20 protein-coding genes, 1 tRNA gene and 1 pseudogene are annotated in these 26,891 nt (G+C 68.1%); 10 read left to right on the top strand and 12 right to left on the bottom strand.

Going from position 1 to position 26,891, the window contains the following annotated elements; genetic code table 11:
- Window positions 1-17: 17 nt before the first annotated feature.
- Both K7472_RS27080 and sp36 read right to left on the bottom strand, forming a co-directional pair.
- On the bottom strand, window positions 18-482 hold the full coding sequence (locus K7472_RS27080; RefSeq protein WP_222981203.1) for a RidA family protein: 465 nt from the start codon (window positions 480-482) through the stop codon (window positions 18-20).
- Window positions 479-637, bottom strand: a complete 159-nt coding sequence (sp36, locus tag K7472_RS27075; RefSeq protein WP_003967454.1) for a Sp36 family protein — start codon at window positions 635-637, stop codon at window positions 479-481. The genes K7472_RS27080 and sp36 overlap by 4 nt, the downstream gene beginning before the upstream one ends.
- 222 nt (window positions 638-859) lie before the next feature.
- On the opposite strand from sp36, the gene bagA reads away from it, so the two are divergent.
- Together bagA and bagB are read left to right on the top strand one after the other, a co-directional pair.
- On the top strand, window positions 860-1,870 hold the full coding sequence (bagA, locus tag K7472_RS27070) for an ATPase BagA (protein ID WP_222981202.1): 1,011 nt from the start codon (window positions 860-862) through the stop codon (window positions 1,868-1,870).
- 94 nt (window positions 1,871-1,964) lie between these two features.
- The gene (gene bagB, locus K7472_RS27065) at window positions 1,965-3,386 is read left to right on the top strand and encodes an ATPase BagB (RefSeq protein WP_222981201.1); all 1,422 of its coding nucleotides are present in this window, start codon (window positions 1,965-1,967) and stop codon (window positions 3,384-3,386) included.
- Here the strand turns inward: bagB and K7472_RS27060 are convergent.
- Window positions 3,368-3,703 (bottom strand): WhiB family transcriptional regulator, encoded by a 336-nt coding sequence (locus K7472_RS27060; protein ID WP_222981200.1) that lies wholly within the window; start codon window positions 3,701-3,703, stop codon window positions 3,368-3,370. The genes bagB and K7472_RS27060 overlap by 19 nt on opposite strands.
- Window positions 3,704-4,111: 408 nt before the next feature.
- Between K7472_RS27060 and K7472_RS27055 the strand changes: the two genes are divergently transcribed.
- Window positions 4,112-6,325, top strand: a complete 2,214-nt coding sequence (locus K7472_RS27055) for a transglycosylase domain-containing protein (protein ID WP_222981199.1) — start codon at window positions 4,112-4,114, stop codon at window positions 6,323-6,325.
- Window positions 6,326-6,913: 588 nt separating this feature from the next.
- Here the strand turns inward: K7472_RS27055 and K7472_RS33540 are convergent.
- From K7472_RS33540 to K7472_RS27030, 5 genes are all read right to left on the bottom strand, one after another.
- A complete protein-coding gene (locus K7472_RS33540; RefSeq protein WP_222981198.1) occupies window positions 6,914-10,426 on the bottom strand; it encodes a golvesin C-terminal-like domain-containing protein in 3,513 nt (1,170 codons plus the stop codon).
- A gap of 16 nt (window positions 10,427-10,442) precedes the next feature.
- Window positions 10,443-10,835 (bottom strand): hypothetical protein, encoded by a 393-nt coding sequence (locus K7472_RS27045; RefSeq protein WP_222981197.1) that lies wholly within the window; start codon window positions 10,833-10,835, stop codon window positions 10,443-10,445.
- Window positions 10,836-11,271: 436 nt separating this feature from the next.
- Window positions 11,272-12,135, bottom strand: coding sequence for a hypothetical protein (locus K7472_RS27040; protein WP_222981196.1), 864 nt, complete (start codon window positions 12,133-12,135; stop codon window positions 11,272-11,274).
- Window positions 12,136-12,260: 125 nt separating this feature from the next.
- Window positions 12,261-12,719, bottom strand: a complete 459-nt coding sequence (locus tag K7472_RS27035) for a hypothetical protein (RefSeq protein WP_222981195.1) — start codon at window positions 12,717-12,719, stop codon at window positions 12,261-12,263.
- Between the two features lie 1,025 nt (window positions 12,720-13,744).
- Complete coding sequence (locus tag K7472_RS27030) at window positions 13,745-14,215, bottom strand: GatB/YqeY domain-containing protein (RefSeq protein ID WP_222981194.1); 471 nt, start codon at window positions 14,213-14,215, stop codon at window positions 13,745-13,747.
- 79 nt (window positions 14,216-14,294) lie between these two features.
- Between K7472_RS27030 and K7472_RS27025 the strand changes: the two genes are divergently transcribed.
- The 3 genes from K7472_RS27025 (at window position 14,295) to K7472_RS27015 (ending at window position 19,183) form a co-directional block, all read left to right on the top strand.
- Window positions 14,295-15,224, top strand: a complete 930-nt coding sequence (locus tag K7472_RS27025) for a metallophosphoesterase (RefSeq protein WP_222981193.1) — start codon at window positions 14,295-14,297, stop codon at window positions 15,222-15,224.
- Between the two features lie 49 nt (window positions 15,225-15,273).
- Window positions 15,274-15,347 (top strand) — tRNA-Pro (locus tag K7472_RS27020).
- 515 nt (window positions 15,348-15,862) lie between these two features.
- Entirely contained in the window at window positions 15,863-19,183 is a 3,321-nt protein-coding gene (locus K7472_RS27015; protein WP_222981192.1) for a type ISP restriction/modification enzyme, read from the top strand.
- Between the two features lie 83 nt (window positions 19,184-19,266).
- Here the strand turns inward: K7472_RS27015 and K7472_RS27010 are convergent, their stop codons facing one another.
- The 4 genes from K7472_RS27010 to K7472_RS27000 form a co-directional block, all read right to left on the bottom strand.
- Window positions 19,267-20,412, bottom strand: coding sequence for a hypothetical protein (locus K7472_RS27010; RefSeq protein WP_222981191.1), 1,146 nt, complete (start codon window positions 20,410-20,412; stop codon window positions 19,267-19,269).
- Between the two features lie 98 nt (window positions 20,413-20,510).
- Entirely contained in the window at window positions 20,511-22,013 is a 1,503-nt protein-coding gene (locus tag K7472_RS27005; protein WP_222981190.1) for a LacI family DNA-binding transcriptional regulator, read from the bottom strand.
- A gap of 31 nt (window positions 22,014-22,044) precedes the next feature.
- Window positions 22,045-22,422, bottom strand: coding sequence for a helix-turn-helix domain-containing protein (locus K7472_RS32980; protein WP_252396315.1), 378 nt, complete (start codon window positions 22,420-22,422; stop codon window positions 22,045-22,047).
- 125 nt (window positions 22,423-22,547) lie between these two features.
- On the bottom strand, window positions 22,548-23,060 hold the full coding sequence (locus tag K7472_RS27000) for a helix-turn-helix domain-containing protein (RefSeq protein WP_222981189.1): 513 nt from the start codon (window positions 23,058-23,060) through the stop codon (window positions 22,548-22,550).
- 294 nt (window positions 23,061-23,354) lie between these two features.
- Between K7472_RS27000 and K7472_RS26995 the strand changes: the two genes are divergently transcribed.
- From K7472_RS26995 to K7472_RS26980, 4 genes and pseudogenes are all read left to right on the top strand, one after another.
- Window positions 23,355-24,638 carry a DUF3631 domain-containing protein gene (locus tag K7472_RS26995; protein WP_222981253.1) on the top strand — a complete coding sequence of 428 codons (1,284 nt, stop codon included), beginning with the start codon at window positions 23,355-23,357 and terminating at the stop codon, window positions 24,636-24,638.
- Window positions 24,639-24,822: 184 nt separating this feature from the next.
- A complete protein-coding gene (locus tag K7472_RS26990; RefSeq protein WP_222981188.1) occupies window positions 24,823-25,713 on the top strand; it encodes a DUF2637 domain-containing protein in 891 nt (296 codons plus the stop codon).
- Between the two features lie 89 nt (window positions 25,714-25,802).
- A complete protein-coding gene (gene mobC, locus K7472_RS26985) occupies window positions 25,803-26,456 on the top strand; it encodes a plasmid mobilization relaxosome protein MobC (protein WP_222981187.1) in 654 nt (217 codons plus the stop codon).
- A pseudogene (locus tag K7472_RS26980) lies at window positions 26,456-26,891 on the top strand (mobilization protein); the annotation flags it as partial. The gene mobC and the pseudogene K7472_RS26980, both read left to right, overlap by 1 nt.

The following is a 26,891-nucleotide window of genomic DNA, read 5'->3' as shown; positions in this document are numbered from 1 at the left end:
TACGCCCCCGCGGGCGGTCAGTCCTTCAGCTCGACCTGGATCTCCACCTCGACCGGCGCGTCCAGCGGCAGCACGGCGACGCCCACCGCGGACCGCGCGTGCACGCCGGCGTCGCCGAGGGCCGCGCCCAGCAGCTCGCTCGCGCCGTTGATCACACCGGGCTGGCCGGTGAAGTCGGTCGCCGAGGCCACGAAGCCGACGACCTTGACGACGCGGGCGATCCGGTCGAGGTCACCGATGACGGACTTGACGGCGGCCAGCGCGTTCAGCGCGCAGGTGGCGGCCAGTTCCTTGGCCTCCTCCGCGGTGACCTCGGCGCCCACCTTGCCGGTGACCGACAGCTTGCCGTCGACCAGCGGCAACTGGCCCGCGGTGTAGACGTACGAGCCGGACTGGACGGCGGGCTGGTAGGCCGCGAGCGGCGGCACGACGTCCGGCAGCCGCAGGCCCATCGCCTCCAGCTTCTCCTCGAGCGCGCTCACGCCTTCTCCCGCTTGAGGTAGGCCACCAGCTGCTCAGGGTTGTTGGGGCCGGGGACGACCTGGACGAGCTCCCAGCCGTCCTCGCCCCAGGTGTCCAGAATCTGCTTGGTGGCGTGCACCAGAAGCGGCACGGTCGCGTATTCCCACTTGGTCATGGCTGCGACTGTAGTACCTGGCCACCCCCGAGACCGGCCCCAGCCCGCACCCGGCCACCGGCCCCCGCTCGCACCGGGCGTCAGCCCCCGCCCGCGCCGCCGGACGGGAGCCCGGCGCGAGGGGGCGCATTCGTCCCGCGCGAGGGCGCTCGTTCTCCCGCGTGCGCGCACGCGCGCCCACCCCATGCGTAGACGCGACCACGACTGGTTAGGCTCGGTGGAGTGAGCGCCCAGCAGCACGCCGCACCGGACCCCACGCGACTCCACATCGTCACGGGCAAGGGCGGGACCGGTAAGACGACGGTCGCCGCCGCGCTCGCGCTCGCCCTCGCCGCCGAGGGACGCCGCACCCTGCTGGTCGAGGTGGAGGGCCGCGGCGGCATCGCCCAGCTCTTCGAGACCGCGCCGCTCCCCTACGAGGAACGCCGGATCGCGGTCGTGCCCGGCGGGGGCGAGGTGCACGCGCTCGCCATCGACCCGGAGCTGGCGCTCCTGGACTACCTGGAGATGTTCTACAAGCTGGGCCGGGCGGGCCGCGCGCTGAAGAAGCTGGGCGCCGTCGACTTCGCCACGACCATCGCCCCCGGCCTGCGCGACGTCCTGCTGACCGGCAAGGCCTGCGAGGCGGTGCGCCGCAAGGACAAGGCGGGCTGGCGGGTGTACGACGCGGTCGTGATGGACGCGCCGCCCACCGGACGCATCACCCGCTTCCTCAACGTCAACGACGAGGTCGCCGGGCTCGCTCGCTTCGGCCCGATATACAACCAGGCGCAGGCGGTGATGCGGGTGCTGAAGTCGGCGGAGACCGCGGTGCACCTGGTGACGCTGCTGGAGGAGATGCCGGTCCAGGAGACCGTGGACGGCGTCGCCGAACTGCGCGCCGCCGGGCTGCCGGTGGGCGCCGTCGTCGTCAACATGCTGCGCCCGGTCGTGCTGGACGACGAGGCGGTGCGGGCGGTCGCCGAGGACCGGCGCGCGGACGTCGCCAAGGCGCTGTCGCAAGCGGGTCTCGGCGGCGCCCGGCGCGGCGGGCACGCGGAACGGCTGGTGGACCCGCTGCTGGAGCAGGCCCGCGAGCACGCCGAACGGGTGGCACTGGAACGCCGCGGACGCGCCGAGATCGCCGCGCTCGGCCTGCCGGTCCACGAACTCGGCCTGCTCGGCGACGGCGTGGACCTGGGCGGCCTGTACCGGCTGGCGGAGAGCCTACGGACACAAGGGGTACGGGGATGAGCGGGTCGCGGACGAGCGCAGCACGCGGGACGGACGCGCCGCCGCCCAGCGCAGCACGCGGGACCGATACCTCGCCGACGAGCGGAGCACGTGGATGAGCTGGCAGCCACCGGCGCTCGACGTCGACGCTCTGCTGGACGATCCGGACACCCGGATCGTCGTCTGCTGCGGTTCGGGCGGCGTCGGCAAGACGACGACGGCCGCCGCACTCGGGCTGCGCGCCGCGGAACGCGGCCGGGCCGCCGTGGTGCTCACCATCGACCCGGCGCGGCGGCTGGCGCAGTCGATGGGCCTGACGGAGCTGGACAACACCCCGCGCCGCGTCCCCGGCATCGACGAGTCGGCGGGCGGCAGGCTCGACGCGATGATGCTGGACATGAAGCGGACGTTCGACGACGTCGTGCTGGCCAACGCCGATCCGGCGCGTGCCCGGGCGATCCTGGAGAACCCCTTCTACCAGTCGCTGTCGGCCGGGTTCGCGGGCACGCAGGAGTACATGGCCATGGAGAAGCTGGGCCAGCTGCGGGCGCGCGACGAGTGGGACCTGATCATCGTCGACACCCCGCCGAGCCGGTCCGCGCTGGACTTCCTGGACGCCCCCAAGCGGCTGGGCTCGTTCCTGGACGGGCGGTTCATCAAGCTGCTGATGGCCCCGGCCAAGGCGGGCGGCCGGGCCGGGATGATGTTCCTGAACGCGGGGATGTCGATGATGACGGGCGCCCTGAACAAGGTGGTGGGCGCCCATCTGCTGAAGGACGTGCAGACCTTCGTGGCCGCGATGGACACGATGTTCGGCGGGTTCCGCAAGCGGGCCGACGCGACCTACCGGCTGCTCCAGGCGCCGGGCACCGCGTTCCTCGTGGTCGCGGCGCCCGAACGGGACGCGCTGCGCGAGGCGTCGTACTTCGTGGAGCGGCTCGCGGCCGAACGCATGCCGCTCGCCGGCCTGGTGCTCAACCGGGTGCACGGCAGCGAGGCCGCCCGGCTCACCGCGGAACGCGCCCTGGCGGCGGCGGAGGCCCTGGAGGAGAGCGCGGAGGAGCTGTCCGACGCCACGGGTGATGTCGCGGACGGCGACACGGACGATGCCGTGGACGACGCCACGACCGATGCCGCGACCGATGCCATGGATGACGCCGTGGACCACGTGACCGTGGTCGGGGCCGAGGAAAACGGGGCGGACGGAACCGACACACCGGACAGTTCAGACGTACCGGACACGGAAGATGTCACAGTACCGCAACAGCCTTCCGCCGACGTCGAGTCGGCTTCCGCGTACGACCCGGAGCCCGGAGCGGACCTTCCCGCGGAGCTGCTCGCCGCCGGACTGCTGAGGCTGCACGCCGAACGCATGCAGGTGGTCGCACGTGAGCGCCGCACGCGGGAGCGCTTCGCGTCGGTCCACCCGGACGTGGCCGTCGCCGAGGTGGCCGCGCTCCCCGGCGACGTGCACGACCTGGAGGGCTTGCGCGAGGTGGGCGAGCGGCTGGCGGACGGTCAGCCCACGGCCGCGTAGTCCTCTTCGTCCTCGAGGTCCCCGGTGAGCAGGCCCATGCCGCGTTCGTACTCGTGCCGCGCGGTCTCCAGCAGCCTGTGCCAGGAGGTGACCGTGGGCCTGCGGCGCAGCAGTGCCCTGCGCTCGCGCTCCGTCATCCCACCCCAGACGCCGAACTCGACGCGGTTGTCGAGGGCGTCGGCCAGGCACTCGGTCCGCACCGGGCATCCGGTGCACACCGCCTTGGCCCTGTTCTGCGCCGCCCCCTGGACGAAGAGTTCGTCCGGATCAGTGGTGCGGCACGCTGCCTGCGCACTCCAGTCGGTAACCCAGCTCATGCTGGCGCCGTCCTCTCCCGAATCGGGGCTCCCCCACGGCGGCAGCGGCATATTCACCGCCGCCAGTTGAGGACGTTACGGAAGGCGAGGACTGCACAACAGCCCTTTCAGGCCCAATCTTGGATGGTCCGAATGGACTATGCGTGCGCGGGAGATCACCCAACGGAGTGACCAGGGTCCATAGCTGACACTCAGGACATCTCGCCGGTCATTTTCCGGTGGAATTCCGGACAGTTGGTGCGTATTGCCGACCGAGACCTCTGGCATATGCCAGGAATCAGGACAGCTCTCATCACCCACAAGAGTGAACTACGAGGACGAACGACGGCCCGTGGAGGCTCATGCGATTCACAGACTAGGCGAACAGGTGGCCGCACGTCCTCAGAATCGCCACGTAGGCTGCCCCTCATGGGTTACATGCGTTCGGGCGGGGGCCGGCCGTCGCGACCGACGGCCCGGCACGCGGCGAAATTCCTCGGTGTCAGCGTGCTGGCAGGAGTGGTGATGGCGGGCATCGCGCTGCCCGCGACCGGCGCCCTGGGGCTGACCGCCAAGGGCACCGCGCAGCAGTTCAACGATCTGCCGGGCGAGTTGAAGCGCCCGCCGCTGAGCCAGGCCTCGCACATCCTGGACGCCAACGGCGACCTCATCGCCACCGTCTACTCCCGCGACCGCACGGTCGTGCCGCTGAACCAGGTCAACCCGGTGATGCAGAAGGCCATCGTCGCGATCGAGGACTCGCGCTTCTGGCAGCACGGCCCGATCGACCCCAAGGGCATCCTGCGGGCGCTCGGCACCAACGCCCAGGACGGTGGCGTCGCCCAGGGCGCGTCCACGCTGACCCAGCAGTACGTCAAGAACGTCTTCATCGAGGAGGCGGGCGACGACCCCAAGGCGGTCGCCGAGGCCACCCAGCAGACCATCGGCCGCAAGATCAAGGAACTGAAGTACGCGATCCAGATCGAGAAGGAACTGGGCAAGAAGCAGATCCTGAGCAACTACTTGAACATCACCTTCTTCGGTGAGCAGGCGTACGGGATCGAGGCCGCCTCCGAGCGCTACTTCTCCACCCACGCGGCCGACCTGACCCTGGGACAGTCCGCGCTGCTGGCCGGGCTCGTGCAGTCGCCCACCGGCTACGACCCACTGGAGCACCCCAAGGCGGCCACCGACCGCCGCAACACCGTGCTGATGCGCATGGCCCAGCTCGGCGACATCAGCAACGCGCAGGCGAAGGCCGCCGAGGCCCTGCCCCTCGGCCTCAAGCCCAGCATCCCGAAGAACGGCTGCATCACCGCCGTCATGGGGGCGGGCTTCTTCTGCGACTACGTGCGCGAGGAGTTCCTCAACGACCCGGCCTTCGGCTCCACCGCCCAGGCCCGCGCCAAGCGCTGGGAAACCGGCGGCCTGACGATCCGCACGACGATGGACCCGAAGGCGCAGCAGGCGCTCTACAAGTCGGTCACCTCTCACGTCTACACCACGGACGACGCGGCCACAGCGATGAGCCTGGTCCAGCCGGGCACCGGCAAGATCATGGCGATGGGCCAGAGCCGCGACTACGGCGTCGGTCCGCACCAGACGCAGATCAACCTCAACGTCGGCACCGACATGGGTGGTGGTCTCGGATTCCAGACCGGCTCCACGTTCAAGCCGATCGTCGCGGCCGCCGCGCTGGAAAACGGCATCCAGCCGTCCCAGACGTACCCCTCGCCCTACTCCATGCCATGGCCCGCGATGACGGACTGCAAGGGGGTCAACTACCCGGAGACCGGCCAGGTGCACAACGACCAAACGAGCTTGGTCGGCCCGTTCTCCATGCCCAAGGCCATGGCGGAGTCGGTGAACACCTACTTCGCCGCGCTGGAGGCTGACGCGGGGCTGTGCAACGTCGCCCAGATGGCCAACAAGCTGGGCATCACGCAGCAGGCCAACGGCGCGCCGCTCCAAGTCGTCCAGTCGCTGACCCTCGGCAGCAACGACCTGACGCCGCTGGAGATGGCGAACGTCTACGCCACCTTCGCCGCGCACGGCACGTACTGCACGCCGACCGCGATCCAGTCGGTCACCGATGCCTCGGGCCACCAGCTGGCCGTTCCCGCTTCGAAGTGCACGCAGGTGATGTCGACGCACACCGCGGACTCGATCAGCACGATGCTCAAGGGCGTCGTCGAGGACGGCACCGGACAGCCCGCCGGCCTCACCAACCGGCCGAGCGCGGGCAAGACCGGTACGACGGACGACAGCAAGCAGGTCTGGTTCGTCGGCTACACGCCGCAGCTCTCCGGTGCGACGGTGGTCAGTGACACCAACAGCCCGCAGGATCTCGACGGGCAGAGCATCGGGGGACAGATCGTCGGCCAGGCGTTCGGCGGCACGCTCGCAGGTCCCATCTGGCGCGACGCGATCGACGGCGCCCTGGACGGCCAGTCCGCAGTGCCACTGACCACGGTGTCCCTGCCTGGCGGCGACCAGAAGCAGAACGGTGCCCCCACCTCTTCCCAGAGCCCGCCCGCCAACGGCGGCGACAATGGCAAGGGACATCACAAGCATCACGGCGGCGGCATACCCGACCCGTTCCCGTCAGGGCTCATCGGCGGAGGACAGAACGGGGGGATGTGACCCCGCTCCTCAGCGACAGCTCCCCGTCGGCACCGCCCTGAGGGCGGTGCCGACGGGGAGCCGAGAACCACTGGTAGACGGCTGCACCGCAGCGGGGCGAGAGACGTGTGTTTCGTGGGCGATGCCGAGACCCTCACCTCGTAGCAGACCGAGACGGCAGAACCGGAATACGATCCCGGGGAGGCGTAAGGGGTGGTCACCTCGAACGTGACCGTGACGGTCGAAGACGCCTCGGTGACGTCTACTCTGCCCAGATCGGACGAAGCCGCCAATTTCCCGACCGCCGACGCGTCGGGAAGAGGCGCCCTGGGATCCCCGCTCAGCCGTGACGCGAAACTCCGAGCGGTCTCCTCGGACTGCCGCAGCGCTCGGTCGTGATTTCGCCGCGCCTGTTGGCTGTCGTCCCGATCGGCCCACACGAGAGCTCCCACGAAGACGATCACGATCGTGCCGGCCACCACCATCAGGGCAGTGAGAATGCGCCTTGGGTGCGACACCGGCGGCCCCCTGTCCGGTGTTGCCCGCCCGCACGTCAACCACGGCGAGCGGGCAACACATCGACTCATGATCTATCGCTACTGAAAGCGACTACTTGCTCAGCGCGTCCTGCAAAGCGAGAGCGTACCGCTTCGTTCCCGTGTTGTTCGGGTGGAAGCTTTCCATGCTGGCGCACTCCCAACTCTTGGGATGTATCACCGAGACGGGGCAGGAGAAGTCCCCGGGGCCGGTCGGAGCAGCGACGAAGTCGTTGATACCCGCGGCCTTCGCCCCACAGTCCTCGTACCCTTTGAAGAACTGTGGTTCCGGGTCCTCGAACACGACCGGAACACCGCTGCTTTTATGAAGCGTTGCCATCGCGTTGTTGTCCTGCTGGGTGAAATAGTCGGCCCAGGTGTTGAGTTGAGTCATGGCTGTCGCGCCCACGACCGAGTCACACACCGTGCTCGTGTCGAAAAGATGCGGGTACCCGAGGAGCACGATTTTGGCGTTCGGCGCCTCACTGTGGATGTCCGCTATGACCTGGCTGGTGGCCGAGACCGCGCTGTCGATCTGGCCCTTGACTGTCGCGTCGGACGGGCAACCCGGGCCAGGGGGAACCTCGACGCAGTCCTGCACAGTATTGCTGAAACCGGCGTCGTTACCGCCGATGGTCAGTGCCACCAAGGTGGTATTGCTGTCCAGGAATCCAGAACTCAACTGCTGGACTTCATGGTATTCGCCGATCGTTCCCCAGTTCTTCGCCTGGCCCAGTGCGGGGTCCATCTCCCACGTATAGGCACCGGAGCACGCCACCGAGTGATAATCAAGGCTGGCGTCACTGGAGTCGGCCAGTGCACCGATGGCACTTGACTGGTCCGGTAGAACGGTCTGCCGGATCCAGGAGTTCTGGCTCCTGCGGCAGGCGTTCCATGAAGCCCCGGTAGACGTCTGGCTGTCCTGGCTGGCGTAGGGCCCGACGTCGGTGCCGGGAAGGTAGGGCTCGGCGCCTTCCCCTGACGAGTAGGAGTCGCCCATCTGAACCACGAAATCCTTGGGCTTGGCGCTGAGCGGCTGGAAGGCGACGGCACCCCAGGCGACATCGTCGCCACCGGTTCCATCGGAAGTGTAATTGGAAAGAGTGACGCCCTGGAAGTCGCCGTTGGCCAACGGGACGAAATGAAACACCCCGAGGCTGACCCAGGTGTTCGCGTCATAGTGCGTGTTGATGATCCTATTCTCGTCATTGCCCGCACCAGTGTGAACCGTGTAGATCGCTTGTTGGGTCTGTGCCCCGGTATCGGGTATGTGCACCAAGACCCGTGTCCAGGCGTTGAGCGGGTGGGACAGTTTCCAGGAGCCCACAATCGACATGGGTCCGATCACTGAGTCGGCGCTGCTGGTCACAGTGCCGCCGGGGTTCGAGACTCCCGTGTCGTCCGAGCGGGTGTGGGCGTACCAGAAGTGCCCGCCCCAGCCGCCACCGATCTGGGACAGGTCCATACGGGCCTCGTAATGGCCCTGTGCGTCGGGCTGGAAGGTGAAGCCGAACGTCCCGGCATCGTTGCTCACGTTGCCGCAACTCGAGTAGGTGGGCGTGCCGTCGGGTACGGACGTGACGATCTCGGCTCCGGAGGGCAGTCCGCCGGAGCACTGGGGTTCGCCGTAGAGCAGGTTGTAGCCACGACCGGGTTCGGCACGCAGGGTGTCGTACTTGAGGTTCTCGTGACCGCAACTGGTGCTGCAGTCCGGCTTCCAGGTGGCGTTCTGCTGGTGCCACCAGTGGGGTGTGTCACACGAGGAGCCAAGGTGCTGCGGCTCGCAGGGCGGCGGGGACGCGGGATCACAGCTGTTGGCGCTGGTGGAGCAGAAGGTGTCCAGCGGCGGCTTCACCATGATCCGGTCCTGGTCGGTGTCCCACCACTCGGGGCGGAACCCCATCGTGGAGTAACCCGAGGAACCCGCGCGGTCCTGATTGCCGTCGGTGTCATAGGAGTAGCCGGTGTCGATGGACTCCGCCGCCCAGCCCATCACCTTCTCCTCGTACGGCCAGTTCTCCGGGTGGGCAGCGTCGGCGAACGTGGGATTGTCGGTGACGTTGGAGGCCCCATGCTGTGAGCACATGGTCCAGCCCGTCTCCTCGATGTTCCCGGGAAGCGTGCAGGTGATCTTCCCGTCGAGGAAGGGGCCGCGAGCGGGGTCGTAAAGCGGGTTCGCGGGGTTGTTGTACCAGCCCAGACCCCAGTTGCCGTTGCTGCCGGCCTGTGACGCGGGATTCAGGCCCGCGTTGTAGTCCCACACGGCCGCGAACCAGTCCTCGATGTGCGCCGGATTGTCGTCGTTGACCGTGATCGTCTGACCGCTCTGGTGGATCTCGTTCCACTTGCCGGCGAGGAACTGCGCGGCCGCAGCGATGTTGACCGCGTAGTCGACGGCCACCGCGCGCTGCACATCAGCGGGCAGCTCGGTCTCCCCTGGCTTGGGGTGAGCCGGGAGACGCATGCCGTCCGTGATCTGCCCGACGCCGTAGCCGCAGTCGGATTTGGTCCAGTCGACCGCCCAGTAGTCCCCTCCGGACTTTTCGGGGGCGGAGGCACGGCCGTAGAACCCGTCGAACGAAGCGAGCGGGTTACCCGTCTGACCCGGAACAGAGCCGGGTTCGGCCTGCCACAGATTGGACTCCTGCGCCATGATGCCGAGCAGTACCTGGGCGGGGATGCGCCCGCCCCCGGTCAGCGCCGGCAGGGGGAAGAGACTCTGGGGGTCCACAGTGCCCACGTCGTCCTGGTCGCGCCACCCGCCTTGGGTGAGCCACTGGGAACTCAGGTCGCCGCGGACCGCCATGTCGACCGCCCACTCCACCTGGTTCGGCGTGGGTTGCAGTGCGAGCGTGTTCGGATCGTTGCGTGGGACAGCGCACCACCGATCGGTGTCGACGGTGGAGTTCGACGTGCCCGAGGCGGCGTGGGGCGCGACGTCGGATCTGGCTTTTCCGCCGCCGGGAAGAGCCGGGGACTGCACCTTGCCCTGCGAAGCACGGGCGGAAGTGCTGGGCGGCGCCACCTGTTCCGTGACCTGCCTGCCAGTGGTGGTCACGGTCGAGGTGACGGTGACCCCCGCACTCCCCCCGCCCTGAGGTGCAGCGGGAGCAGACGGGTCGGGTTCGGCCTTGCCGGCGTGGGACAGGTCCTTGCCGGCCCGGTCGATGCTCTCGACCGCGCTGCGGACGGACGGAGTGAGCACCGGCTGCACCGCGAGGCGGCCTTCGCTCGACACGGTGTCCTGAGCGTTCGTGTGGGGAAGGACATCCACCCCCGAACCGCCTCGACCGGAGACGTCTCCGGTGACGAAGACCCGGCCGTCGGCCCCGGGTTGAAGCGCGACGGAGGCGAGCGGCCCCTTGGCAACCGCGGTGGACTCTCCCGGGCGCACGACATGCGCGGTGGCGATGCCGGCCTGCTGGTCGAGATAGGTGATGCCGTCCCGGCCCGGCACCAGGTCGTACGCCGTGCCCTTGGTGTCCGCCACGGTCGAAGTGCGATCACGCGTGTCGATGCGTACCGCACGACCGCTCTCGGCCGCGGTCACTTGGCCGTCGCCGCTGCTCGGGACGGCGGAGGTCACCTCGCCCGCCGCAGTGCTACGGCTTACGACGTGCCCATCGGTGGCGACAGTGGTGATCTGTCTGGGTGGACGAGGCTCCGACGGCGGTGAACGCGGCCGTGTGCTCGACGCTGTTGCAGCCGGGATCGAAGTAGGCCAGCATAGCCGTTATCGGCAACTTGACGACCTGGCCGGTGTCCAGGTTCACGACGGCGGTGAACGCGGCACGTTCCATGAGCTGCTCGTTGTTGGTGAACGAGCGCGGAGCGTAGACCACCGCCACGTGGGAACGGTCCATGAGGCAGTCCTGACCGACCCACACGTCCGCGAACCCAGGCTCCGAGAGCACCGCGGCCGTGTGCCATTGATAGGCGTTCTTCGAGTCGGCGACCAGAACACGCAGTCCTTGGGTATCGGCAGCGGTGGTCACGGCGCGGTCATCGGTGGTCCGCCAGCCCGGGCCGAGGGTACGGTCGGGATCAGGGACGGCGTCGCTCGTACCGGCCAATGCCCCGGACGCGAGAGCCGGCCGCTGGGGGGCGGACGTAGGCAGTGCGGCGGCGTGAGCGGGTGCGCCGAGTCCCAGTAAAGGTACGGTCGCCGCCACGAGGGTGGCGCAGGCGCGTCTGAGTGTCCGCATAAGCGGAAATCTCCTTCCAGACGAAGTGTTTCGCGAGAAGGCGCGTCCGTCCTCCCCGCTCCCAGTTCGGTTCGGGGTCGACGTACGGGCCGCTACGGAGTCCGGCCGGAACCGGACGCTCATGGGGGGTGTGACCCGGGGCGGTGGTCAGCAGCTCTGAGAGCGCAGTGCCGGCTCGTGCGGGCCCTCGAACGAACTCCGGTCGGCCCATGCCCGGGACCAGGGTTCATCGGACATCGGCCGCCCGGGCGACGGCGGCGCTGTAGGCGCGGTACGCGCTCTCCAGCTCCTGCTGGTACTGGCGGACCTGCATCGCCTGGATCCGCCTCTCGGCCTGGGCCCAGACAGAGATGAGTTGGGTGCTCCGCTTGCACTCCACGTCCGCGACGGCCGTGTCCACCTCGTCGGTGCTCGGTTTCGGCCCGGGAGCGGGGGCGAGTTGCTTCGACAGCGGCGATGCCACCTGATACCCGCGGCGTCTCATACAGGCCGACCAGGCGCTGATGACGCCCTTCACCCCCGGGGTGTCCTCGGCCTGGAAGAAGCTGTGTGCGTCCAGTTGCTCGACTTGTTGCATGTCGGGCGGCGCGCCGTCGAACAGGCTCCGGGTGGCTTCGCCGTAGCAGCCGCCGTCAGGCAAGGCCCTGCCGTGCCAGGAGTGTTCGACGACCGGCGTCCCGGTCGAAGAGGACGGACGCAGGTGGCCGGTCAGCACCGTGTACTGGTCCTCGCTGAGCCTGGCCGGAGCGGCCTCGGTGGGGTACGTGTAGTGGTATCCGTACCGTTCGGCCTGAGCGAGCGAGGACACCCCGTAACGGGAAGGCAGGTTCGCCGCGTCCGGTGGGCCCTCCGCCGACTCCGTCGCGGTGGCGGGAACGCCGAAGCGCCGAAGGCACGTCGTTTCAAGACGGTGCCTGCCTCGGGCGATCACCTGATCCTGCGCGCTGGTGGACATGAACTTCTCGAGCGGTAGAGAGATGCCGCTGATGAGGTCGACATGGGCTTGCGGAAGAGCGGACGACTGAGGGCGGGGAAGAGCGGCCGTCCCTCCGGAACATCCGGTCAGTGCAACGGCGGCCAGCGTCACCACGGTGCGGATACAGACGCGATTGACCATCGTGACCTCGTGATCATGACTCGTGCGTGGGAAGACCCGCCCCGGCCGGGGCGGGTCTTGTGCGGTATCGGTGTTACGGGCGTCGGTACCGCACGCCGTCAGCCGACGTACACCCACTTCTGGGACGCGTTGTTGTTCTTCAGCGTGGAATCGAGGTTCGCCCAGCCGTAGCCGTTACCGTCACTGCCGTTGTCGATGTACGGGTTGACGGTCTGGGAAGGGCCCTTGTAGTCGGAGTCGTAGAAGATCTGGTAGGCCCAGCCCCCGGACTCGTCCTGCGCCGACGCGGCGTTGTTCTTCACCGACTGTCCGGACCCGGCGCCAGCACCGGGACGGAACTCGTACCCCGCGTAGCTCGAGACATCGGCTTCGAAATCGGCCTGCGAGCCCTGCAGATTCGAGTTGTAGAAGAGACGCAGCGCCTGCAGACAGTTGTCCTCGCCGCAGTTGTTCCAGGGCGTATCGGCGAAGGAGGCCGGTGCGACGGCGAGTCCGACGGCGGAAGTCATGACGACGCCGGCGATGACGGCGGTGACGCGGGTGCGGATACTACTCATTGCCATGTTCCTTTCAAGGATGGATCATTGTTCGTCAGTGGCGCGTTTCCTGGATCACCGGATCAGAACGAGGCCGACACGGACCCCACTTGTCCGGTACACATGAATTCGGAATGCAAGATTCCGACCCCCCGTACTCGCCGCTTCTTCCGCGACGTAAACCCCCCTGCTACCGACGGCTCGCAGAGGTCACCCCGACGGAACCCGACCTCTGACCGCACACCTGGCCCCAACCGCGTAGACCAGGCATCACCTCGACCGTTCACGTGATTCCCGCACAGTCGAGGCACAGCGATCAATAATCATACGGAGATCCGACGACCGATCAACAGAATTTCAGCCATAGGCACGCCACCACCCAGGTTCACCCATTCCACCTGAATCCACCTATAAGGTAATTCGCTCGAACCATACAGAAGGAAATTCCGTCGACAGCGCGTAGCGATGCCATGGGAACGTGGAGGCCGACCGGACCCGCGGCGACTCATTTCCCAAATGGACAGGGCATCCCCGCGACGCTTCCCGGGCGGGACACGGACAGTGGGAGCGGACCACCTGCGCGCGAAAAATGTGCTCGAGCCGTGAAGGGGCCGGTTTTCCCCCGGTCAGCGGCGAGGAAGCGCGGGATCACGGCGCGAGCAGGAGTCGGAGGTCGCCTGACGGCTGCGAGGTACCCCCACAAACGATCATTGATGGCGATCCCGCAAGGAGGCGTCTGCGCGACCGACCCCGATCCCGATCCCCCACGATGCCACTCGCCGACGCGGGCGAGGCTGGAAGGGCGCTTCGGTCGAGAGCGGTTGAGGATGGTGCCAGGCGGACGAGGGCCAAGGGGGCAGCGGTGCAAGAGTGCGGCCCGTTGACCGGGGTACCACCTTCCGCGAGACGCGGAAGCCACCCCCGGAGTGGGCTGCTCACCGCTTCCCCTGCGCCTGGTCTGGTCCGCGGACCAGACCAGGCGCAGGGGAAGCGGGACCAGAATCAGCCGTCGGTGACCTCGGGTGGAAGCTCCGGGGCAGCGGGGGTCAGGCTCCCGCGAGCTGGCGCTTGACCTCGGCTGCGACGCGGCCGCCCTCGGCGCGGCCCGCGATCCTGGGGTTGGCGATCTTCATGACCGCGCCCATCGCCCGCGGCCCCTCCGCGCCACCGGCCGTCGCCTCGCGCACCGCGTCGGCGACGATCGCGGACAGCTCCTCGTCGGAGAGCTGCTGGGGCAGGTACTCGGCGAGCACCTCGCCCTCGGCCCGTTCCCGCTCCGCCTGCTCGGCGCGGCCGCCCTGGGCGAACGCCTCCGCCGCCTCCCGGCGCTTCTTCGCCTCGCGGGCGATCACCTTCAGCACCTCGTCGTCGGACAGCTCACGGGCGGACTTGCCCGCGACCTCCTCGGTGGTGACGGCCGACAGCGTCAGGCGCAGCGTGGACGAGCGCAGCTCGTCGCGGCCCTTGATGGCAGCGGTGAGGTCCTCCTGGAGGCGCTGCTTGAGCGTGGTGGTCATAGCCGCGAGTCTGCCATGTGGGCGCAGGGGCGGGCGCCATGATTTCTTGCGCACAGGGCGGTCTGCGACCATGGGGCGCATGCGCGCTCGTTATGGGATCCCGCTGGGAATCACGGCTGTCGGCGCGGCCGGTGTGGCGTACGCCGCCGGCTTCGAGGTTCGCTCCTTCCGGCTGCGCCGGGTCGAGGTGCCGGTGCTGAAGCCGGGGGCGCGCCCGTTGCGCGTGCTCCAGGTGTCCGACATCCACATGGTGCGAGGCCAGGACAAGAAGCGGCGCTGGCTGCAGTCGCTGGCCGGGCTGCGCCCCGATTTCGTGATCAACACCGGGGACAACCTCTCCGACCCCGAGGCCGTCCCCGAAGTGCTGGACGCGCTCGGCCCGCTGCTGGAGTTCCCCGGCGCGTACGTCTTCGGTTCGAACGACTACTACGGGCCGAAGCTGCGCAACCCGGCCCGCTACCTGGTGGAGAAGGCACGCGGGCAGCACGGCCTGAACGGCAACGCCCCGGCCCGCGGCGTGATCCACAATCCGTGGGAGGACCTGCGGGACGCGTTCGACATGGCGGGCTGGGCCGGCCTGAACAACGCCCGGGGCCGTCTGAAGCTCTCCGGCGGCACGGAGATCGCGCTGACCGGCCTGGACGACCCGCACATCAAGCGGGACCGGTACGGGATGGTCTCCGGCGGGCCGTCGAGTGACGCGGATCTCAGTCTGGCCGTCGTCCACGCCCCGTACCTGCGCGTCCTGGACGCCTTCGCGGCGGACGGCTACCCGCTGATCCTGGCCGGCCACACCCACGGCGGCCAGCTGTGCGTCCCCTTCTACGGCGCCCTGGTCACCAACTGCGACCTGGACACCCGCCGGGTGAAGGGCCTGTCCACGCACCGCGCGGGCGGCCACCACTCCCACCTCCACGTCTCCGCGGGCTGCGGCACGAACCGCTACACCCCGGTCCGCTTCGCCTGCCCCCCGGAGGCCACGCTGCTGACCCTGACCCCGCGCCGCTAACCGGATTTCGCCTCAGCTCCCCGGTCCGCTAGAGTATTCCTCGTTGCACCGGGGTGTGGCGCAGCTTGGCAGCGCGCTTCGTTCGGGACGAAGAGGCCGTGGGTTCAAATCCCGCCACCCCGACTGGTGAAACACCAGGTCAAGGGCCTGATCCTCAATGAGGATCAGGCTCTTCCTGCGTCTCGGGTGATCGTTTGGGAGAAATCTGGGAGAGGATCTTGGTCGGAGTCTCCCAGGGAGCAGCAGTCGCACCCACCTGACCATCACACCCCCGCGCCCCTCTCACGTGCGCATTCGTGAACCGGTCCCCATGCGCTCGGGAGTCGCGCTGCTGATTCGTATCGGTAATCCGGCTGAACGCCAAACGATCTCCCTGGGCAACCGCCAAACCGACTCGCGACGATCTTGCCCAGCCGCACCTAACGCCGCGCCTCCAGTCCAGCACCGGCGCGTGGAGGCGCACATGCGCGCCTCCACGCGCCCTCGCATGCACCCTCCTTGCGCCCCACGCTCCCCTCCTACGGTCATGGAACAGCGAGGGCCGGAACGAAGTCCGACCCCGACGGGAGCAAGGTGCGGCAGATCGCCGTACCGACCTGGCGTCGGCCGGATCTGCCCGCCTTGGGGGATGGGGCGGTATGAGTGCCCGACGCAGAATTCATGACAGCTTCGAACAGGCAGTCCAGGCCGCTGTGTCCGCGTTCGGAGCGGAGGTCAGGCCGAAGCTGAGAGGCAGCGGGTGGCAGGAGGACCAGCTCCGGGGGCCGCTGGAGAACATGATTCGATCCGTATGCCGTGGCATCGGTCTGGACGTCACCCTCATCGGCGAGGTTCCGCTCGTAGACATGGGGGCCCGCCCTGACTACGCGGTCGAGGTCGGCGGCGCTCTCGTCGGTTACATCGAGCTGAAGAAGCCGGGCACCCAGGCCGACCCATCCGTCTACACAGGCCGCAACGCCGGGCAGTGGGCAAAACTACGGCTGCTCAACAACGTACTGCTCTGTGACGGGAACGAGTTTTCTGTCCACCAGCAGGGCCAGCAGGTTGGAGAAGTGGCCTACCTGCGCGGCTCGGTCCTCGCCTCTGGCGCCCAGCTTGCTCCCGCCGACGGGGCGCTTGCGCGGGTGCTATACGACTTCCTGACCTGGAAGCCGCAGACACCCCGCACCACGAGCCAGCTCATCCGAGCAGTCGCAGGACTCTGCCAACTGCTGTCGGAAGAGGTCGGTGAGGCTATCGCGCAGGAAAAGAGCCGACGCCGTCTGCCAGCCTTTACAAAGCTGGCCAAGGACTGGCGACACTTGCTGTTCCCGGAGGCGACCGACGCCGAGTTCATCGAACAGTACGGCCAAGCCGTCGTGTTCGCGCTTCTGCTCGCTCGGGTGGAGGAGATCACCTTCGAGGGCGAAACCATGCACAGTATCGCCACGAAGCTGGGCAAGAAGCACTCACTTATGGGGCAGGCGCTGGATGTCCTCGCCGGCGACTCGGTCGCTGGGCTGTCCACCACGCTCAACACACTGCTCCGTGTCATCGGCGCGGTCAGATGGAACGTGCTGGACGACGGAACAGGCGACGCCTACTTCCTGCTCTACGAGCACTTCCTGCACATCTACGACCCGGAGCTGCGGATACGCACCGGCTCGTACTACACACCGCATGGCGTCGTCGCGGCCATGGCCAAGCTGGTCGAGGACGTCCTCAGACGGGATGGCTTCCGTATCCCGTCCGGCTTCGCTTCTCCCGATGTGGTCCTTGTCGATCCGGCCATGGGCACCGGCACCTTTCTCTTGTCGGCGCTGGAACGCGCTGCCAATACCATCGCTGAAGAAGAGGGCCCAGGCGCGGTGGGCCCCCGACTGCGAGAGATGGTGGGGCGTCGGCTGGTCGGTTTCGAGATGCAGGTCGGCCCGTTCGCCGTCGCAGAACTGCGCATGCACGCCATGCTCAAGCAGTACGGGTCCGCAGCCCCTGCCCAGGGGCTCAGGCTGTTGGTGGCCGATGCCCTGGACAGCCCGACAGCCGAGTTCAACTGGATCCCCCACACCTACCGGGCGCTCGCAGAATCCCGCCGTCAGGCAAACCAGGTTAAGAGAGACGAGCGGGTCATGGTCGTCATGGGTAACCCACCCCACGACGCCGTGAAACGGGGTGCGGGCAAGTGGGTGGAGCGAGGGGAACCCGAGGCGGACATCCCAGCCCCGCTTGGGGCCTTCCGGCAACCCGGTAACGGCAGGTACGAGTCGAAGATAGCCAACCTCTACATCTACTTCTGGCGCTGGGCCACCTGGAAGGTCTTCGACGCTCACGACGACGCCCCCTTCGGCGTGGTCGCGCTGATCACCCCCAAGGCATGGCTCAAAGGGCGGGCATTCGCCGGAATGCGGCGCTATCTGCGTGAAACCGCCGACGAGGGCTGGATCATCGACATGTCGCCGGAGGGCCACCGAGCTGATGTCGCGACCCGCATCTTCCCCGAGGTCGCGCAGGAGTTGTGCATCGCAATCTTCGCACGATGGCGGAACAGCCCCAGGCCGCGGACAGAGCAGCAAATCGCGAAGGTAAGGCACCTCAAGGTCGCCGGGCGCCGCGACGAGAAGATCGAACGCCTGATGGCCCTCAGGCTCGACGACTCCGAATGGCGCGAGTGCGCCACGGGCAAGACGGATGCTTTCCTGCCGCCCGGCAGCGACCTGTGGGAGTCCTGCCCGCAGCTGGGAGATCTGATGCCGTGGTCGTCGCGTGGCGTCACGCCCGGGCGAATGTGGGTCTATGCACCGGATGAGGAGACGCTACATAGGCGGTGGCAGCGCTTGCTCGCTGCGGATACCGAGCGACGCGCCGAGATGCTCGGGCACTCTGGTGAGCGAACGCCCGCGGACAACGTTCCGCCCTTGCCAGGGGGCACATCCCACGAACGGCTACCCCTCGCGGCTGAACACAGGGCAAGTCCTCAAACGGTACGCATCGGATTCCGGTCATTCGACCGGCAATATGTACTGCCGGATAGTCGATTGATGGAGCGAGGCAGGGCAGACCTTTGGCGAGTCCGCAGCGACCGCCAGATCTACACCATCGAGCAGAACGCCCACCCCGTGGTCAACGGGCCAGCGCTAGTCTTCAGCGCCCTCATTCCCGACATGGACTATTTCAACAACCGCAGCGGTTGTGCCCGTCCTCTCTACCGCAACGCCGCCGGTACGCTGCCCAACGTCACGCCCGGTCTGCTCCCCCTGCTCTCCGGGCGACTCGGCGTACGGGTCGTCGCCGAAGACCTGCTGGCCTACATCGCCGCGATCGCGTCCCACCCGGAGTACACGGCTCGATTCCAGGAGGACCTCGAAGTCCCTGGTGCGCGAATACCTCTCACCGCTGACCTTCGCCTCTGGGAGCGGGCGGTTGCAATCGGCCAGCGTGTCCTGTGGCTGCACACCTACGGTGAGCGGTACGCCGACGAGACGGCTGAGAGGCCATACGGCAGGGTGCTGCTACCGCGCGGCCGCCCCCGCTGCGTCGCGGAGATTCCGGACGATGCGGAATCCATGCCGGAGAAGCTGGCGTACGACCCCGTGACACAGGACCTATGGGTCGGCGGTGGACGGATCCGTCCAGTGCCTCCCGCGGTCCGAGGGTACGAAGTGTCCGGGATGAACGTTCTCGACAAGTGGTTTGGCTACCGCCGAAGGAATCCGGCCGGCAAACGACGCCTCGAACTGGACCATGAATTCGCTCAGCGCTGGCTTCCCTCATGGACCACGGAACTGCTGGAGCTGCTAAACGTCCTCGGCCTGCTTGTGCGCGAAGAGTCGGTGCAAGCAGACCTCTTCAATGAGGTGTGCGCGGGCCCGCTGATAACAGTGACGGACCTGACTACAGAGGGCATCCTTCCTGTGCCCACAGAGGCGGCCAGGGCGCTGAAGGCGACGTCAGACGCGGGCGACGCGCTATTCGACCTGTGAGCACAGCAGCCGCTAGTCTCCGCTGTCATGCCGTGGCTCTGGTAGAACCTGGCCGCGTGTTGGACCTCAGACAGCGGGACAACTCACTGCGCTGCTCCCTCCGGCTCATCAGCCGCAGACGGATGGACGTACCTGCCCTCGTTGAACGGGGTGAACCACGCCTTGAACGCCATCGGCGCCACGCCGAGAGTCTCTCCGACGGCGCTCTCGTCGATGCCGTCCATGGAGTCGTCGTAGAGCCACTCGTGATCCATGTCCTCGTAGACGTTGTCAGCGAACGAGGCGAGTGCGGCCGAGACGCCGTCGTCGAGCAGCCCAAAAGTTTCCAGGGTCACGTTCGTCTCAGTCAGCAGCAGCTTCAGCGCGAGTTCCTCAGCGACGCAGCTCAGCTGCTGGAAGCTGCCGTCTGTGAACCGGGTGGTCATGGCGATGACCGTCACCAGGAAGCGGCGAGCGAAACGGGCGTCGTACTGCAGGGCGTATCGCCCGGGAAGGTCCTCGAAGTGCCACAGGGGACCGTCGCATTCAGCAGCGGTGGTGTCCTCCTCCGTCAGGGTCTGCACGTCTTGGAACAGCTCGTCCACCAAGATGTCCGTCGCGTACACCAAGGCACCAGCAGCGAGTTTGGCGTCCTCCGGCGAGGTGGCGAACTCGATGGCACCTTCCTCTTCATCTTCGTCGTCTTCGTCGTCCAAGACGCCGAACATCACGGGCGAGAAGGAGCGCAGCTGATCCGCCCGTGCCAGCATCTGACCGCGTACCACCTCGGCCTGCGCCTCGGCGTCGTAGCCCTCACTCTCGTCCTCGGACGTGGGGCTCTCGATATGCCGCGCCTTACGGTCTGCCAGATCATCGGGCGGGGCATCGGGACCGTCGGCAGCAGCGAGACTCTCCTGGGCGAGCTCCGGGTGCAGTTCGACCTCACATCTCTCGATCTGCCAGTCAGCCAACAGCTCGGATCGTTCAAGCAGTTCACCCACCACTGACCGGACGGCCTCCTCTGCGAACTCCAGAGCCGCCGCATCCACAAACACCTTCAGAAGTGCGCCGCCTGGATAGACGGCCACGATGGTGTCGAGAAGATCGACTTCCATGCCGTCGGGGCCCTCGATCGCCTCGACGGAGGCAAAACCATCCTCGATGAGCGCCACCGCGCCAGCGCGTTGAAGTGGGTCCATCTCCGGAGAGCTCTTGGGTATGAGGGCGTCCACAGTCACTACGTATGTCACGCCCCTGATCCTGGCAGCGATATGCCGAGTGGCGGGAAGGAATCCGCTTAAACGCCCGCCGTGCCCCGCGGCAGCACTGCGGGGCACGGCTGAGTGGCTCAGCGAACGCGCAGGAGGTCGTTGAGCACGCGCACCGGGGACGTGGGACGCATCGCGTGTCGGACGTCGAGCGCCGCCTCCCACTGCTCGGTCAGGCCGAGCACGAGGCGCCGACGCATGCCGGGCGTGACGTGGGCGTAGCGCGCGGAGACCGAGCCGTCGATGTGGCCCATACGTTCGTCCATGAGGACCTTCTCGGTGCCAAGGTCCTCCATCATCGTGCGGTGGGTGTGGCGGAGTCCGTGGGGTGTCAGGCCCTTGGCGATCGGGAGCCAGCAGGCATCAGCCCGAGCAGCAGCGCCGCGGCCTCGGGCCGGGATGCCAGGCCACGGCTCGCCGAGGATCGGTACCGGGCGGGCCTCCTGCGGTGCCTTCTTCGGGTACCAGCCGGAGACCGCCGGGGTGAACAGCCAGGTGGCGAAGCCGTTACGGCGCCAGTGGGCCGCGTGCTCCGACGTGATTCCGCCACGAACGAACCCGAGCTCTGCGATGGCGAGTTCGACGCGTAGGCGGGTGTCCTCACGGACTCGGTCGGGGTGGTTGAGGACGTTGGAGACCGTGCCCGTGGAGACTTCGGCACGGCGGGCGACGTCGACGAGTTTCGCGCCTTGGTGGCCTCCGGTGCGGGCCGCGCCCTGGCCCTGGAAAACGTACGTCCTGCCGTGGCACGCGCAGGGCGTCGGCTTCGTACGGGCGATGTGGTTGAAGACCAGGGCGGACAGCCAGTCCATCGAGTCGATGGTGCGGTAACTGTCGTCCTTGGGCGGGCAGCGCACCAGCTCGCCGGTGTCGAGCTCGTACAGCTGCCACTCGACGCGGAAGGCGTCAGGTCGGACGAAATCCGTTTCCAGGCCGACGATTTCGCCCCAGCGCTTGCCTGTGTAGCCCTTGAGGACCGTGGCGACGAACTCGTCGTCGCGACCGGAGAGCAGGGCCGCCCGCTCGGCAGTCAGCAGGATGCCGAGCGCGTCGGTGATGACCTTCTCCGGGCCCCGGTCGCGGGAGCGGCCGGCGCGCTTGCCACGTCCGCGCCTCCTGGCCGCAGGATTCGACGTGAGCAGGCCCTCGTCGATCGCGTCCTCGAAGATCAGGTGGAGTGTCGAGCGCCAGGTTTTGACGCTGGAGGCCGCGTACGAGGCCCGTTCCTTCTTCTCCCAGGCTTCGACGTCCGTGCGCAGGATTCCCGCGAGCGCCTTGTCCTCGAAGTCGGGGAGCAGGTGCTCCTCGATATGCCGCCTGTAGTTCTGCATCGTCGAGGCGGCCAGGTCTTGGCCGGAGTACCAGCGGCTCGCGTACTCGCCGAAGGTCTCCTGCCCGAGGCCCGGGTCGCGCCACTGGCCGCGCCGAACGGTCACCTCTTCCGCGTCTGCGGCCTGCTTGGCCTCGCGTTTGGTGGCGAACTTGACGACGGCGCCCGTGGAATCGGCGACGGTGCCGTACTTGCCGTCCTCGATCTTGTAACGGCCACGCCAGTAGCTACCACGCTTCTCTGCGTACCCCACGGATACCCCCCCTTCTGTCGTGTGGGGTGCGTTAAGCAGCGGTTCCGAACTGGGACTTGGTCATCCGGCGCGGCGGGCGGGCCTTGAGACGGACCGTGGGGGCAGACGTCTGGGGCTGCTGTCGACCGCGGGGCTTCCGGGTCGGCTCCAGGACGACGCCAGGAAGCTGGGGCGTCTGGGCCGGACGCTCTTCGTGCATGCGGATGATTTCGGCAAGGTGCTCGTCCGAGAAGCGGTAGGCGCGGCCGACGCGGGTGAACGGGATGAGCCGTCGGCGGGCGCGGTCCTTGACCCACCAGGTGGAGCAGCCGAGTACGGCGGCGACTTCTTCGGGGACGTAGAGGCGTGGCAGCTCGGCGTCGGTAGGTGGAGTCGGTGGAGAGGCAGGGGTTATCGCGGGTTGGCGCAAGGGGTGGGTCCTCTTCTGGCGGGCATGGGCGCGGCAACGCCGACCCGCCGGTCGATCGCTAGGGATGAGGGTGAGGTGCCCGTGCTGGGGGTTTGCGGGCCCAGGACGGGAACGGGAGCTGAGGGCTATGCCTCGGCGACAGGGTCGGCGTCGCCGCCACCCGACGGAGAGCCGTGCATCTTCAGCATGGTCTTACCGGCCTCTTCGGCGATGGCGTTGGAGACCATGACGTCGGCTTCCTCGCGCACGTCGGGGTGCTCGGCGAGGTAGGCATCGAGCGCGTTGCGCGCCTCGGTGAAGGCCAAGTTGGCGCGCTGGGTCGCGCGGAACGCGTCGAGGATCTCGTCGATGAGCTCCATGGCGCGGGCCTTGGCGGCCAACTGCGGGGGGCCGACGAGGTTGCGCAGGTCGAGGCCGAAGACCTCGGCGAAGCCGATGGTCTCGTCGAGGTTGATGCGGCGCTTGCCGTTTTCGATCCGCCAGACCGCGGACGGGTTCATCTCGAAGCCGGCCTCGTTCATGCGGTCGGACAGGGCGTTAGTGCTCCAGCCGCGCGCCTCGCGTTCCAGCTTGATGCGGACCGCGACGTTGCCCTCGCCGCTGAGCAGAACGCCCTGCGGAGGGTCTTCATCCGCCATGGCCACTTCCTTCCGTTCGTAGCGGCGCCCTGCCATTTGCAAGGACCCCATAACAGTAACATGCTCACTGCGAGATGCAGCATACTTCTGCGAACTGCAATTCGTGTGGCATAGTGGTGGCACCCACCCCGCCAACCTCAGGAGTCCCGCACGACCGCACGTGACATGAAAGAAGCCCCCGGCGATGCCGGGGGCTCAAGCGCAAACCTCTCAACCGCCATCCCTAGCGATCAACCTGCGGAGACCGGGATTGCCGTCCCATATGGCCCGCAAGTAGAGGAGCTGATGCCCAGTATGACCGATCCCCAGCCGAGTACGCCATCCCTTCCCGACGACGTCACCGCGCCGTGGCCGCCGGTTGCTGTACCCGGCCAACCGGCCAGCTCTGCCACGCCTCCCGCCGACGAAGGCCCCAACGGCGACCCCGAAGCTGTGCCCGCGTCCGAGGGAGCGCAGATTCTGGACGATCTGCGGGCGCAGATCGAGCGGTACGTGGCGATGCCGAGCGAGGAAGCCGTGACGGCGGTGGCGCTGTGGGTCGCGGCGACACATCTGCAGCGTGCGTGGCAGCACGCGCCGCGGCTGGCGATCGTCGCGCCGGAGAAGCGGTGCGGGAAGTCCAGGCTGCTGGACGTGGTGACCGAGACGGTCCACAAACGCCTGATCACAGTGAACGCCAGTGCGGCGGCAATCCTCCGGTCGATCGACGGGGACGACCCGCCGACCCTGCTAGTCGACGAGGCCGACACCATGTTCGCCACCGGCAAGGCCGCGGAGAAGAACGAGGAGGTGCGCGGCCTGATCAACGCCGGGCACCAGCGTGGCCGGCCGACGCTGCGGGTGTCCGGGCCGGAGCACGACGTGCAGGAGTTCGCGACCTTCGCCATGGCAGCGCTGGCCGGGATCGGCGACCTGCCCGACACGATCATGGACCGGGCGGTCGTCATCCGGATGCGGCGTCGCGCGGCGGGCGAGAAGGTAGCGTCCTTCCGCACCGGCCGGGACACCCCGGCCCTGCACGCGATCCGCGAACGCCTCCGCTCCTGGCTCCACCCGCTCCACACACAGGCCATGGAGATGGAGCCGCCGATGCCGGTCGAGGACCGCGCGGCGGACACCTGGGAGCCGCTGGTCGTCGTCGCCGATCTCGCGGGAGGCGACTGGCCGGCGCTCGCCCGCTCCGCCTGCCGCTCCATGACCGACTACGAGACGGGCCAGAACCAGGAGGGCGATCTGCGCACCCGCCTCTTGGTCGACATCCGCAGCGCCTTCACCGCCATTGGTGACCCTGCCCTGCTGAGCACCAGGCACCTGCTGGAGGCGCTCAACGCGGACAAGGAGGGGCCGTGGGCGGAATACAAGGGCAGTGACAAGGGCTTGACTCCGCGGTACCTGCAGCTGCTGTTGAAGCCCTACGGAATCAACGCGACCAACCGCCGTTTCCCCGGCGGCGCCCAGGCCAGGGGCTACGCGCGCGCCCAGTTCCTCGACACCTGGGCCCGGTACTGCCCCGCGCCAGGGCCTGCCGCCGAGCCCGCCCAGGCGGCCGTCGAGCCGCTGCCCGACACCGCAGCCTGACCCGTCTCCACCCGCATCACCCGTCCCTGCGCAGGTCAGCCCAGGGACGGGTGAGCCGCCCGCGACGAGTCGTCCTGCATCTTCACGCCCACCCGTACCTGCTCTGAGCAGGCATGCGACGGGTGTTACGAGTCCCACCAGCTTCACGGCGGCCACCTCACCCCAACCTGCCCCCTGTTGCACCATGTCCGCCGCCCCGAGCCATCTGGAGCGCCTCCGCTTGTCCGCCCGCACCGCCGCCCTGCGCGGCACCGACCTGATCCGTCTCGGCATCACCCTGCTCGCCGTGTTCGCCTTCGCCCTCTCCTACGACGCCCTGCGGCAGATGGGCGTCGCCATCCACATCCGCAGCCTTCTGACCTACGCCTTCCCGCTCGTGATCGACGGGTTCATCGCCGTCGGCGTCGGCGCCCTGCTCATGCTGCGCACCGCACCCTGGTACTCCCGGTTGTACGTGTGGCTGCTGATCGGCGCGGCCACCATGACGAGCATCTGGGCCAACGCCATCCACGCCGTCCGCCTCAACCAGCAGGCCCGCCAAGGCAACGGACTCCGTCTGGACGACCTCACCGTTGGCGGCCTCTCCGCCATCGCCCCGCTCGCCCTGGCCGGCGCGGTCCACCTCTACATCGTCGTCCACCACCATCCCGCACCCGACCCGTCCGGCCCTCAAGCCACCGACGGCTCCGAGACGCGCGCCCGTCAGCGTGCCGCCCTGGAACGGGTCACGTCCGGCGTCCCCGGCGGTGCGTACCTCGACGTGAGCGAGGCAACTGGCACCGAGGTGGCTGACCGCCCGAAGGATGTGGCTCTGACAACGGACGTTGTGGCTCGCTCCGCCGAGCCACAACAGCCCGAGCTGGGCGATGTCGATCCCGAACGGCTCGCCCTCGCTCGCAGCGCACCCCTCGGGCGCCAAGGTCGAGCCTCCCGACGCCACATCGAGGACACCTTCCGAGACGGCGGGCTCACCATCGGCCGCAAGGAAGCAGAGCGGCTGAAGGACCTCGTCCAGGCCGAGCGGGACGACGCCGAGCAGGAGGCAGACCGCGCGGTCAGCGCCGACGCCGCTTGATCCCATTTCCCCGTGTCCTCGCGTACAGCGACGCGAGGACACGGGGTACGCAGCCGACCCCCTTCACACGCACGTTCGGAGCCCCACCCATGCATGGTCAGCACCACGAACTCCCCACCACTCAGCAGCAGATGACCACCCACCTGAACAGCGGAGCAAGGTATCCCGCTGGACCGTCCAAGGGCCGGTCCTACGGGGAAGCCTCCGCCCCGGGGGTGGCGGAGGCAGGCGGGCACCAGGGGGTGCCCGAGGAGGAACAGACCGCCATCGCCGAGACCGTCGCTGCTGTGCCGTTTCCGCGTGCCGCCGAAGAAGCCGCCCTGCACCGCGTCGCCCGACGTCGCAAGCCCGACCCGAACGGCCAGCGCAAGAACCGCGTCGATGCCCGCTACAGCGCCGAGGAGAAGGCCGCCATCCTCGCCAAGGCCACGTCCCTGAACGTCAGCGGCGCCCACTACGTCGCCGTCGTCACCCTCGCTCACGTCCACGGAGACCTCACCGTGCCCGGCCAGCGCACCCAACTCGACGACTATATAGACGAGATCAACGCCCTGCGCCGCGAGGCAGGCCAGGCCGGCAACAACATCAACCAGATCGCCAAGAAGCTCAACGGCGGTGGGCATCCACAGCCTGTGGACACCGCCCTGCTCGCCCAGGCCGCAGAGACCTGGACCGCCATCGGCGCCGCCGTCGAACAGATCGCACGAGCAGCCAACCAAGCCGTCCGCCACAAGGCGGCCTGATGATCGCGAAGATCAAGAACGGCCAGAGTACGACCGGCCTCATCCACTACCTCTTCGACACCCGCAAGAAGGGCCACACCGACCCGCACCTGGTCACCGCCTGGGACAGCTTCGCCCCCGACCCCGGCCGGGCCAACGACACGGACGCCACGAGGCGGCGCCTGGTGGCGGACCTCGACCTGCACGTCAAGCAGGCCGACAGGCTTGGCCGCGCACCCGAAAAGCATGTGTGGCACTGCTCGGTTCGCGCCGCCGAGACCGACCGCATCCTCAGCGACGAGGAGTGGGCGGACATCGCGCGCCGTGTCGTCGCCGCCACCGGCATCGCCCCTGACGGTGATACGGACGGCTGCCGCTGGGTCGCCGTCCGCCACGCACCGGACCACATCCACATCGCCGCCACCAAGGTACGGGCCGACCTGCGCACCGCACGCC

Source organism: Streptantibioticus parmotrematis, from assembly GCF_019890615.1.
GTDB lineage: Bacteria > Actinomycetota > Actinomycetes > Streptomycetales > Streptomycetaceae > Streptantibioticus_D > Streptantibioticus_D parmotrematis.
The sequence above is the reverse complement of the archived record's forward strand: the minus strand, read 5'-3'. Positions and strand labels throughout refer to the sequence as shown.